The sequence below is a fragment of the Burkholderia sp. KCJ3K979 genome (assembly GCF_016759955.1).
Classification (GTDB): Bacteria; Pseudomonadota; Gammaproteobacteria; order Burkholderiales; family Burkholderiaceae; genus Burkholderia; species Burkholderia orbicola.
The window spans coordinates 1-11,814 of sequence record NZ_JACFYV010000207.1 but is presented as its reverse complement, the minus strand read 5'-3'; the positions used below and the strand labels follow the sequence as shown (position 1 = coordinate 11,814).

Here is an 11,814-nt window from a genome sequence, read left to right as displayed (position 1 = left end):
CTGCCCGACGCCGCCGCGCATTGCCGCACCGCGCCCGTACTGGCGCGGCCGTTCCCGGTCGGCGACGGCGCGTCGCTGCTGCGCCGCCGCCCCGACCTGCGCGAGAGCGAGCGCCAGCTGGCCGCCGCGAATGCGCGGATCGGCGTGGCGACGGCCGAGCTGTATCCGTCGATTTCGCTCGGCGGCTCGGTGAACTGGCTGTCGACCGGCGGCGATCCGTCGACGCTCGGCGACAAGTACGCGATCGCCTGGGGCGTCGGCCCGCTGATCACGTGGCGCTTCCCGAACATGGCGGCGAGCCGCGCGCGGCTCGCGCAGGCCCGCGCCGACGACACGCTCGCCCGTGCGCAATTCGATGCGCAGGTGCTGCGCGCGCTGAAGGAAACCGAGCAGGCGCTGGCTCGCTACGGCGCCGCGTGGCGCCGCCGCGCCGCGCTCGAAACCGCCCGCGCCGAACATGCGCGCGCCTATCGCCTCGCCGAGCTGAACTACGAAGCCGGCGCCCTCGATTTCCTCGGCGTGCTCGACGCGCAGCGCAGCCTCGTCGCGGTCGATTCGGCGCTGGCCGAGTCGACGCAGCAGGTCTCGCTCGACCAGGTCGCCGTGTTCAAGGCGCTCGGAGGCGGCTGGCAACCGTAGCCGGCCGCGTTCGCAGTGTCCCTGTCCGTTCTCTTGCACGCCAACTCATCATTCCGATCATGAGCACGACTGCCGTACCCGAAAAAGCCAAAACCGCCCGGTTCTCCCGGCGCCAACTGATCGCCGCGGGCGTCGTGCTCGCCGTCATCGCGCTCGCCGTGTTCGGCTGGCACTGGTGGACCGTCGGCCGTTTCATCGAAAGCACCGACGACGCATATGTCCGCGCCGACGTCGTGACCGTCAGCTCCCGCGTGTCGGGTTACGTCACGCAGGTCGCCGTCGACGACAACCAGCCGGTGAAGCGCGGCGACGTGCTCGTGCGGCTCGACGATCGAGACTATCGCGCGAAGGTCGACGATGCGCAGGCCGCCGTGGCAGCGGCCGACGCGACGCTGCAAGCCGAGCAGGCAGCGGCTTCGACGCTCGACGCCCAGATCGGCCAGCAGCGCAGCCAGATCGCGCAGGCCGATGCCGACGCGGCCGCCGCGCGCGCCGAAGCCGCACGGCGCGACGCCGATGCGACGCGCTACAAGCAACTGCTGGCCGAATCCGCCGCGAGCGGACAGCGCTGGGAACAGGCCCACGCGGATGCGCTGAAGGCGCGCGCCGAACTGGCCCGCGCCGGCGCCGCCGTGCGGGTGCAGACCGACCAGCAGACCGTGCTGCAGCGCCGCCGCGAACAGAGCACGGCCGCGATCGCGCAGGCGCGTGCGCGGCTTGCGGCGGCCCAGGCGAAGCTGGCGCTCGCGCAGCTCGATCTCGACCACACGGTGATCCGCGCGACGCGCGACGGCAGCGTCGGCCAGCGCGCGGTGCGGGCGGGCCAGTACGTCGAAGTCGGGATGCCGCTGCTCGCGGTGGTGCCGCTGAGCGACGTGTACGTGGTCGCGAACTTCAAGGAAACGCAGTTGGGCGCGATGCACGACGGCCAGCCCGTCCAGATCGACGTCGACACCTATTCGGGCCATACGCTGCACGGCCGCGTGATCGGCCTCGCGCCGGGCTCGGGCGCGCAGTTCGCGCTGCTGCCGCCCGACAACGCGACCGGCAACTTCACGAAGATCGTGCAGCGCATCCCGGTGAAGATCCGCGTCGATGCGCCGCCGGCCGGTGTCGTGCTGCGACCCGGGATGTCGGTGATCGCGCGCGTCGACACGCGCGGCACGCAAGGGGCCGGCACGTGAGCACGACGACCGCGCAGGCTGCGCACGAAGACACCGTTTCGCTGCGCGCGTGGGTCGCGGTGCTCGGCGGCGTGTTCGGCTGCTTCATGGCCGGCATGAACGTGCACGTGACCAATGCGTCGCTGCCCGACATCCGCGGCTCGCTCGGCGCGAGCTTCGAGGAAGGCTCGTGGATCACCACCGCGTACCTCGTCGCCGAGATCGTCGTGATTCCGCTCACCGGCTGGCTCGTGCAGGTGTTTTCCGCGCGACGCGTGCTCTTGGTCGGCGCGACCGGCTTTCTCGCGTTTTCGCTCGCGTGCTCGGTCGCGCCGAGCATCTCGACGATGATCATCGCGCGGGCGCTGCAGGGCGCGTTCGGCGGCGTGCTGATCCCGCTGTCGTTCCAGCTGATCGTCACCGAATTGCCGCCGTCGAAACATCCGCTCGGGATGGCGCTGTTCGCGATCGCGAACAACGTCGCGCAGGCGGCGGGGCCGTCGGTCGGCGGGTGGCTCACCGACATGTATTCGTGGCGCTGGATCTTCTATCTGCAGATTCCGCCGGCGATCGCGCTGGTCGCGGCGATCGGCTGGGCGATCCGGCCCGTGCCGGTGCAGCTCGGGATGCTCAGGCGGGCCGACTGGTTCGGCATCGCGACGATGGCGGTCGGCCTGAGCGCGCTGCAGATCGTGCTGGAGGAGGGCGGGCGCAAGGACTGGTTCGCGTCGGACCTGATCGTCGAGCTGTCGATCGTCGCGGCGCTCGGGCTGGCGGCGTTCGTCGCGATCGAGCTGCGGCGCAAGGAGCCGTTCATCAACCTGCGGCTGCTCGGCCAGTACAACTTCGGGATCGCGAGCCTGATGCAGTTCCTGTTCGGCGCGGTGGTGTTCGGCGTGGTGTTCCTCGTGCCGAACTACTTCGCCGAGCTGCACGGCTACAGCGCGCGCGACATCGGCCTCGCGATGATTCCGTACGGGCTCGTGCAGTTCGCGATGTCGTTCCTGACGCCGCCGCTGATGCGCCGCACCAGCCCGCGCACGACGATCGTGCTCGGCTTCGTGCTGGTCGCGGCCGGCTGCCTGATGAACATCCATCTCGACGCCGATGCGGCATCGAACGTGATCGTCCCGTCGCTGATCGTGCGCGGGATCGGGCAGTCGTTCGTCGTGATCGCGCTGGCCGTGATGGCCGTCGACGGGATCGAGAAGGCGCAGCTCGGCTCCGCGTCGGGCGTGTTCAACATGGTCCGCAACGTCGGCGGCGCGATCGGCATCGCGGTGATGAGCCAGATCGTCGTCGAGCGGCAGAAGCTGCATGCGATGCGTATCGGCGAGACGGTCACGCCGTTTTCCGAAGCGTTCCAGGAGCGGATGGCGATGCTTGCGCGGCTGCTTGCCCGCGTGCATGCGCCGCGCGCGGACGTGCTGCCCGGCGGATCGATCTCCGGCGTGCAGGAGATGGCGCTCGGGCTCGTGAACCAGCGCGTGATGCGCGAGGCGCTGCTGATGGCGTACAGCGATACGTTCCTGATCGCGGGAATCGCGATGATCGGGTGTACGGCGGCGGCGTTCGTGTTGAGGGGGAGGAAGAAGGCGTAGCGGCGGGGGCCGCAACGGGCCGGGCAGGCGTGCCCGCGGGCGGTGCGCGGGCACGGAGACGAACGCGCTCGGACCGGTCCGATGGTGGCGAGCGCGCGGCTCTGCAACAATGCACGATCGGCCACGATGCCCCTGTTTTCCGCCGGCCGTGCGCATGCAGGTTCGTTGCGCAACGCGTCACATGCTGCCGGCATGCCCGATCGTTCTCCTGCCCATGCTCCGGATTTCCACGCTGTTCGTCGCCGTCGCACTGTGTTTCGTGGCACTTCCGCCCGCCCATGCCGACGACCGCGCCCGCTGGCCGGCCGCGTCCGAGGGCCGGCCGCTTGTCGGCGTCCAGACGAAGATCCAGTCGTTGACGCCCGCCGATGCGCGGCAGATCCGACAGACCGGCTTCGACTTCGTCCGCTTCGGCGTATGGACCGATCGTCTCGATCGTGCGGACTACCGTCGCCAGGTCGACGAGGCATTCGCGGCGGCGCGCGCGGCTCGGCTGCCGGTGTTGCTGACCGTGCGTATGCTCGCGCCGCTGGGGCAAGACGATGGAGCGCGCGAAGCGAAGATGGACCGCCCGTCGCTCGTGGCGGCCGGCGCCCGTTTGGCCGGCGCGGTGACGCAGCTCGCCGCGCGATACGACCGCGCGCTGGTGGCGATCGAGCTGTGGAACGAACCGGATCTGGGCCGTTATTGGCCGACCGGCGACGTCGCGCACACCTTCCCGCCGTTTGCCGAAGGCGTGTGCCGCGGCCTGGCCGCGCGCCGGCCGTCCGCTCCGGTCGTCGGCTTCGGCTTCGCACGGCCGCCGCTGCCCGGCAGCGTGCCCGACCGTCTGCTGGCCGGCATGGTTGCAGCATCACCCGCGTGCCTCGACGCCGTGTCGTACCACGCGTACGGGATGACGCCGCCGCAGATCCGCGATGCCGCGCGCGACATTCGCGCGCGCTACGGCCTGCCGGCGCTCGTGACCGAAGACGGCGCGGCGTCGGCGGGCGTCGATGGCAACGCGCGGCAGGCGCGCCGTGTGCGCATGCTGCTCGATGCGCGCGCGACGCTCGGCACGCCGCTGCTGTCGGTCTACGAATGGGCCGATACGGCGAATGCGAGCGATGCGGCGCAGCGCAGCTACGGGCTCGTGCGCGCGGACCGGTCGCCGAAGCCCGCGCTCGAGGCGGCCCGCGCGTCGCTGCGCGCGACGACGTCGAAGCCGTAGCCGACCGTCAAGCCGGCTCGCGCGTGCGGATCGACCACAGCGCGACGGCGAACAAGGCGACGCTGGACAGGTGCCGCAGGTAGCTGCCGAGATCCGGCTCGAACAGCATCGAGACCGCGACATGGCCGAGCAGCAGGCACGCGAGCAGTTCGCCGTTGCGGGGCAGACCGTTTCCACCTTCACCGGCACGCCGCACGGGAACGCGTCGCCATGCGGCGCAGAGAAACAGCGCGACCAGCGCCTGCATCGCGAATCCCTTCGGATCGAACGAGAACAGCACCGGCAGGTTGAGCCGCACGAGCGAATACGCATAGTTGCCCGCGAAATGGACGAACGAATCGGGCGGAAACGGATTGTAGAAACTCGTGCGCGCGCCGAACGGCGACGCATACACGAGATAGTCGACCGCGAGGTCGCGCGGCTGCTGAAGCAGCGTATAGGCGGCATTCGGCAGCGCGACGAGCACGGCGACGACCAGCAATGCGCCGGCCAGCCTCGGCAGCGTCGACACCCGGCGCCACACCCATGCCGCGAGCGCGATCGCGACGATCAACGCGAAGTAGCTGCGGATCGTCGCCGCATAGCCGAGATACAGCACGACGGCGATCGGCATCGCGTCGGCCGGCCCGCGTACGCGCGCAACGGCGAGCACCGCGATCGACATCGCGACGACGAGCGTGTCCTTGCTCGCGACGAACAGGTTGAAGAACAGGCACGGCGCAATCAACGCGAGATGGGCGACCAGCGCGCCGAGCCGCCGTGTCGCGCGTAGCGCGATCCAGATCGTGGCGACGCCCAGCGCGACGACGAACACGGCCGTGCCGGCGCCGCCGAGCGCCTGGTACAGCTTGCCGACCGCGTCGAACGACGAGCCGTCGTAGGTCGAGCCGCCGCCGATCTGCGTCTGGATCTTGTCTGCGTCGCGGAAGATGAATTCCGGCAGCAGCGCGCGCGCATTCGCATAGACGCCGACGTACAGCAGCGCGAGACACGCGGCGACGGCATTGCGCAAGCCGCGGCTCAGCAGCGGACCGCTCGCGATCAGCTTACGCAGCATCGGCCGCTCCCGGCCGGATGGCGCGGCGCACCGTCGGGGCGCGCGACGACACGATCCATGCGAGCCACGCGAACACCGCGATGCTCGCGACGAGATGCGCGACGGCTGCGCCGATCGCGTGCCCGTCATGCACGAGCGCGATCGTCATCGGTACGCACGCGAGCGTCAGCACGGCCATCACGCACGCGACCACGCGGCCTGCCCGCAACGCGACGGCGGCGGCCCACAGCACGTCGCACGCGGCGCGCAGCACGAACGACAGCAGCAGGATCGCGAGGATGACCGTCGACGGCAGGTCGTTGCCTTCATGCGCGAGCCGGAACAGCCGCGGATGCACGGTGACGATCGCGAGCGCGGCCGCGCCGGTCAGGATCGCCGACCCGCGCAACGCGTGCGCCAGTTCGCCGCGAAACGCCTGTGGTGCGCGGCGCGGACAGTCGAGCGCACGCACGAGGCGCGGCGCGGCGACCGCCGCGACGGTGGCCGACGCGATCGTCTGGATCGCGTTCGCGATCGACCAGACGAACACGTAGCGGCCGAGCTCGCCCGCATCGAGCATCGCGGATGCGACGAAGCGTTCGAGATACTGCAGCACCGACAGCAGCAGCAACGCGACGAAGAACGGCGCGCCGCTGCGCCAGACCGTCGCGAGCGGCAAGCGCGTGGCCGATAGCGCGGGCATCGCCGGCAGCCGGCGCGCGGTGCGCGAAATCAGCAGCCAGCCGAGCGCGACGACGATCACGTCGCCGGCGAGCCAGATCGCGAACACGCCGTCGATCGACCCGACCACGCGCGCCGCGAGCGCGGCGACCGCGACGCCGGCCCACGCGCCGGTCCGCACGAACAGCAGCCATGACGCCGCGCGGGCGCGATGCAGCGAGAACAGCCACGTGTTGACTTCGAGCGCCGCATGTTCGGCGCATGCGACGAGCGTCACCAGGACGAGCGGCACGTCGGCCAGCGCGCCCGCCCGCGGCCGCCCGAAGAACGCGCCGACCGGCAGCGCGGCCGCGCCGCACAGCACGACATGGACGCCCGCATACAGCACGGAGAGCCGCATGCAGGTCCGGATCGCATCGCGCGGATCGGGGCCGGCGAGCCGCCGGTTGATTTCGGTGCTGAAGCCGAGGCCGAGTACCTTCGACGCGACGACCGACACCGCGAGCGCGACACCATAGACGGCTACCGCTTCGAAGCCGAGCGTGCGCGCGACGACGATCGTCAGCACGAATTTGAGGCCGAGCGCACCGACCCGCAGCGCGAGGCGCGACGATGCGGCCTTCATCGCGCCGCTCCGTCGTGGAGCGCAGCCCGCAGCGCGGCGACGATTCGCTCGCGTTCGCGGGCGAGCCGCGCGATGCCGGTGTCGGTCTGCGTCCAGAAGCGGCGCAGCGCGTCGGGGGCGAACAGCGTGTCGCATACCGCATTCGCATCGAAATCGGCTGCGTTCGCGACCCAGTGGCCGACGCCGAGATCGGCATACGCGCCGAACCCCTTGCGCTCGTAGCTCAGGTGATAGGCCGGCACGCCATGCAGGATCGACTCGAGCGCGCCGTGCAGGCGCACGGAGACGACCGCATCGGGCGTGTCGCCGGCGAGCACGTCCTTCAGCGTGCGCGTATCGTCGAAGCCGCGTTCCCGGTAGTACGCGGCGTCGTCGTTGCCGCGCCCCGTGCTTTGCACGGCGAACGTGATGCGGCAGAACGCGCCGAGCCGTTCGATCAACGCTTTCGTCTGCGCGTGGTAACGCGCGCATTGCGCGGCGTTCCACGCGGGCGGACGGCGCAGCACCAGCGCGATGTGGCCGGGGCGGGCCGGCGGCACATGCGCGTGCTCGCGCAGGCCGGCCGCCCGACGGCCGAATTCGAGCACCGCGAGATCGGGCGCCCGCCGGGTGTTCGGGTTGGCGGCGAGCAGCGCCATCGAACGATCGTCGCGCACGAACACGGTGTGGAAGCCCGCGAGCAGCGACGTCAGGTGGCCGGCGAGCATCGCATTGCCGGCAGCCGGGCCGATGCTCTGCGGCAGATAGACGGCCGGCTTGCGCGCCGCGCGTGCCGCACGCATCTGCACGAGGTGCCCGGCTTCGAGCTTGAGCGCCTCGACGCTGTTGCGCGCGCGCAGGTAGCCGCCGCCGACGCCGACGATCAGGTCGACCTGTTTCAGCAGGCCGCGCAGGTCGGCCAGCGCCGGATTGGCGCCGACGGGCAGCGCCGCCATCGCCGCGCCGATCAGCCGCCCGGCGGCGCCGGCGGCGAGCACGGGCGCGGGCCGCACGTCCGGATGAGCGGGGAACGACGCGGGATCGGCCGCGACGACGGACACGCGCGTGTCGGCGCCGAACGCGCCGCGCAGCAGCCCGACCGACAGCTCGACGAGCAGCCCGTCGCCGGAGTTGCGTGCGCTGTACGCGTGCAGCAGCGCCACGTGAACGGGGCGGCTCATCATGCGTTCTCCCGCAGCAGGTCGCGATAGACGGCGAGGGTGCGATCGACCATCGCGTCCGCCGAGAAATGGGGGTAGGCGCGTGCGCATTGTTCGCGCATCAGCCGGTGCGCGGCCGGATGCTCGACGAGCCGGCCGACCATCGACGCGAACGCGGCCGGATCGTCGCTGTTCGATACCGTCAGCCCGACGCGGTGGTCGGCGATCAGCTCGGTCGCGCCCGACACCTGCGTGGCCACGATCGGCACCCGTGCGGCGACGGCTTCGAGGCACACGTACGGAAACCCTTCGTAGCGGCTCGGCAGCGCGAGCAGGTCGAACGCGGAGAAGTAGCGGCGCGCGGCGTCGACGCGGCCCGCGATGCGCAGGTTCGCCGGCAGGTCGTGCGCCTCGTCGCCCGCTGCCCGGTCGAAGTCGCCCGAGCCGACCGCGACGACCTGCACGCGATTGCCGAAGCGTTCGTCGAGTACGCGCGCGATCCGCACGAGGCGGTCGATTCCCTTCTGGTGATCGAACCGCCCGACGAACCCGACGACGAACGGGTGATCGGCCAGCCCGAGCGCGATGCGTGCCGCCTGGCGCGCGAGCAGCATCGGCGGCGTGACGCCGTTCTCGACGAGCCGGATGCGCTCGCGCGCGATGCCGAGCGCATGCAGGTGATCGGCTTCGTCCTGCGACACGGCGATCACCGCGTCCGAGCACGCATTGCCGAGCACGCGTTCGACGCTGCCGTAGAACGCGCGCTTCGCAGGCGACAGCGTCGGGTTCAGCGTATAGACCGCATGCGGCGTGTAGACCTGCTTCCAGGGCCCGCGGCACAGGCGCGCGAGCGCGCCGGCCTTCGAGCTGTGGCTGTGCACGATGTCGGGCCGGATCCGGCGCAACAGCCGGCGCAGCGCGAGCATGCCGCGCAGGTCGTGTGCGCCGACCGCGCGCCGCAGCGGCAGCCGGTGCACGGTCTTGCACCGCGCGGCCGCGTCGGCCAGCATCGCGTCGTCGAAGCGCTCGCCGAGCGGCGCGATCAGGTGGATGTCCGCGTAGCCGCGTGCGTGCAGACCGGCGATCAGGTCGGTCAGGTGGACGGCGACACCGCCGCCGGCGGCTTCGACGACGAGCGCGATGCGCAGCGCCGGCGCGGCGGGGGTCGAAGCCGGTGGGTGCGTGTCGGGTTGAAGGGGGGCGCGCTCGTCGAATGACGGCGCGAATGCGATGTCGCTCATGCGGACCTCCGCAGCAGACGTTGAAGTGCCGCGCGCAGGCGGGCGAGGTGCGTACAGCGCCGCGCGTCGCACGTGTAGCGGTACGCTTCGTAGCGGTAGCCGCCGTATTTCGAGCCGAAGGCCGATGCGCCCGTGCGCGGATCGAGGCCGTTCAGCACGACGCCGGGCTGGGCGTCGGGCCGCTGCGGCAGGCGCTTCGCGGCTTCGACGAGTTCGCCGGCCCGCGTCGAGCCCGCGCGTGCGACGAGGAGCGTCGCGTCGGCATGGGCGCCGAGCCAGGTCGAGTCGGTGGCGGCGAGCAGCGGGGCGGAATCGACGACGACGAGGTCGTAGCGCGCGCGCAGCGACGCGAGCAGCGCGCCGAGGCCGGCCTGCTGCAGCAGCGCGGTCGGCGCGCTCGGCAGTTCGCCGGTCGGCAGGAAGTCGAGATTCGGCGCGACGTCGCGCCGGATGGCGTCGTCGGCGTGCGCGCGGCCGGCGAGCAGCGCCGCGAAGCCCGCGCCGCGTTCGAGTCCGAAGTACTGGTGCAGATAGCCCTTGCGCAGATCGCCGTCGATCAGCAGCACGCGCCGGCCGCTCGCCGCATGCACCGCCGCGAGGTTGACCGATACGAACGACTTGCCGGTGCCGGGTGCGGGGCCCGTGACCAGCACCAGCGGATGCGCGCGATCGGCGAGCGCGAAGTGCAGTGCGGTCTGCAGGCTGCGCAGCCCTTCGATCGCCGGTTCGTACGGATCGTCGTACGCGAGCACGTGCAGGCCCGGGTCATGACGTTCGACCGCGCGCATCAGCTTGCGCTGGCGGGCGGCGGCAGGCAGCACCGCGCGCACCGGCAGCGACGTGTGGCGCTCGATCTCGTCGACGGCGGTCAGGCCGCCGTACAGGAATTCGCGCGCGAATGCGGCGATCAGCCCGAGCGCGAGGCCGGCCAGCGCGGCGGCGGCGATCACGACCGGCCGGTTCGGCCGCACCGGATCGGCCGGCGCGACGGCCGCATCGACCACGCGCACGCTCGCCGTCCTGCCGGCCTGCACGAGTTCGAGTTGCTGGGTGTTGTTCAGCAGCGCGGTGTACAGGTCCGCGTTCACCTTCACGTCGAGCCGGGCGCGCACTTCCTCGCTTTGCTGGGCGGGCAGCCGGGCGATGCGCGCGTCGAGCGCGCCCTGCTGGCGCTTCAACGTCGCGAGCTGCGCGTCGAGCGCGGCCATGTCGGGGTGCGTCGGCAGGAAGCGGCGGGACAGTTCGTCGTGTTTCTGCTGCAGTTCGAGCAGGCGCGTCTGCAGGTCGGCGCCTTGTTGCAGGACGACCTTGCCTTCTTCCTCGAGATCGACCGAGCCGGTGCGGCTGCGCAGGGTCGCGTAACGCGTTTCCGCGCGCTCGAGCTGGCCTTTCACGATCGGCAACTGCTCGTTCAGGAACGCGAGCGATTGCGCGGCCTCGGCCGTGCGGCGCGCGATGTTCTGTTCGACGTAACGGTTGGCGATCGCGTTGAGCGTCGCGCTGATGTCGACGGGATCGTGGCCGCGTAGCGACGCGACGAGCACACCCGATTGCTTCACCTTCTCCTGGACGTCGAGCGCGGTGCGCAGCGTGTCGATCGTTTCCGCGCGCGATTGACGCACCAGCGTGAAGCGCGTGCCGGGCAGCGCGTCGAAGCCGGTGATGTCGAGGTGCAGCGGGCCGTAGCGCGTGTCGAAGGTTTCCGTGCGGCCGATCGTGCCGACCGCATCGGCCGTCAGGTTCGCGCCGGTGAGCCGGTAACGCGTGTCGTCGAGCCGCACGACCTGGAACGTGTCGCCTTCCGCGCGCGTCGGTACGTCGAAGCGCACGACGTCGATCCGCTCCTGCCCCCACGCATAGCCGCCGAAACCGAACAGGCCGGGTTTCACCGCGCCGTCGTTGAAGCGCGCGACGAACGCGCCGATCATCGGCACGCGGGCGGGGGCCGCGACGATATAGGCGCGCAGGTCTTCCACCGCGCGCGTGACGACGAGCCGCGACGACAGGATCTGCGCCTCGGCCGACGCGGGCGACGCGACGTTGAAGAACGACGCGGCATCGCCGAGCAGGTTCTTCGACGCGGCGTCGGTCGCATCGTCGGTCTGGATCATCAGGTCGGCCTGGTAGATCGGCGGCGCGACGAACGCATACAGCGCGCCGGCGGCGACGCAGGCCGCCGTGATCGACGCGATCGTCCAGCGTGCCTGGCGCAGGACGTCGAGCACGCGGATCAGGTCGATCTCGCGTTCGGGGGAAGCGGTACTCGTCATGGCTGGGGTCCGGAGAAGGAGGCGGTGATGTGCGGCCAGCGCGCGGCGAGCCGCGGCAGCCAGCTGCCGACCGCGAGATCGATCAGCGCCGCGCAGCGCACGAAGTCGTCGCGCGTGCCGCGGTAGGGGTCGGGGATGTCGACGCCGAGCGGCGCGCCGTCGGCGATCCGCGCGTACTCGCCGAGACGGAACACGCGGCCGCGCAGGAA

Annotated in this window: 9 protein-coding genes and 1 pseudogene; 4 read left to right on the top strand and 6 right to left on the bottom strand. The window is 71.3% G+C overall.

Translation table 11 applies throughout. The annotated features are described in order from the left end of the window. The 4 genes from H3O04_RS29110 to H3O04_RS29095 form a co-directional block, all read left to right on the top strand. On the top strand, positions 1–639 hold a 639-nt coding region (locus tag H3O04_RS29110; protein WP_202588994.1), incomplete at its 5' end, for a TolC family protein. A gap of 59 nt (positions 640–698) precedes the next feature. Further along, a complete protein-coding gene (locus tag H3O04_RS29105) occupies positions 699–1,823 on the top strand; it encodes an HlyD family secretion protein (protein ID WP_023477893.1) in 1,125 nt (374 codons plus the stop codon). Beyond that, entirely contained in the window at positions 1,820–3,403 is a 1,584-nt protein-coding gene (locus H3O04_RS29100) for a DHA2 family efflux MFS transporter permease subunit (RefSeq protein ID WP_202588993.1), read from the top strand. The genes H3O04_RS29105 and H3O04_RS29100 overlap by 4 nt, the downstream gene beginning before the upstream one ends. Before the next feature lie 214 nt (positions 3,404–3,617). Next, entirely contained in the window at positions 3,618–4,613 is a 996-nt protein-coding gene (locus H3O04_RS29095) for a beta-xylosidase (RefSeq protein WP_202588992.1), read from the top strand. A 7-nt stretch (positions 4,614–4,620) separates the two neighbouring features. Here the strand turns inward: H3O04_RS29095 and H3O04_RS29090 are convergent, their stop codons facing one another. The 6 genes and pseudogenes from H3O04_RS29090 to H3O04_RS29065 all read right to left on the bottom strand — a co-directional run. Beyond that, positions 4,621–5,670, bottom strand: coding sequence for a hypothetical protein (locus H3O04_RS29090; protein ID WP_202588991.1), 1,050 nt, complete (start codon positions 5,668–5,670; stop codon positions 4,621–4,623). Then, entirely contained in the window at positions 5,660–6,955 is a 1,296-nt protein-coding gene (locus tag H3O04_RS29085) for a lipopolysaccharide biosynthesis protein (protein WP_202588990.1), read from the bottom strand. The genes H3O04_RS29090 and H3O04_RS29085 overlap by 11 nt, the downstream gene beginning before the upstream one ends. Beyond that, entirely contained in the window at positions 6,952–8,115 is a 1,164-nt protein-coding gene (locus tag H3O04_RS29080; RefSeq protein ID WP_202588995.1) for a polysaccharide pyruvyl transferase family protein, read from the bottom strand. The genes H3O04_RS29085 and H3O04_RS29080 overlap by 4 nt, the downstream gene beginning before the upstream one ends. Beyond that, a complete protein-coding gene (locus H3O04_RS29075) occupies positions 8,115–9,335 on the bottom strand; it encodes a glycosyltransferase family 4 protein (RefSeq protein WP_202588989.1) in 1,221 nt (406 codons plus the stop codon). The genes H3O04_RS29080 and H3O04_RS29075 overlap by 1 nt, the downstream gene beginning before the upstream one ends. Continuing rightward, positions 9,332–11,605: a polysaccharide biosynthesis tyrosine autokinase gene (locus H3O04_RS29070; RefSeq protein ID WP_202588988.1), complete on the bottom strand. Its 2,274-nt coding sequence runs from the start codon at positions 11,603–11,605 to the stop codon at positions 9,332–9,334. The genes H3O04_RS29075 and H3O04_RS29070 overlap by 4 nt, the downstream gene beginning before the upstream one ends. Further along, positions 11,602–11,814, bottom strand: a pseudogene (locus tag H3O04_RS29065) (low molecular weight protein-tyrosine-phosphatase); the annotation flags it as partial. The gene H3O04_RS29070 and the pseudogene H3O04_RS29065, both read right to left, overlap by 4 nt.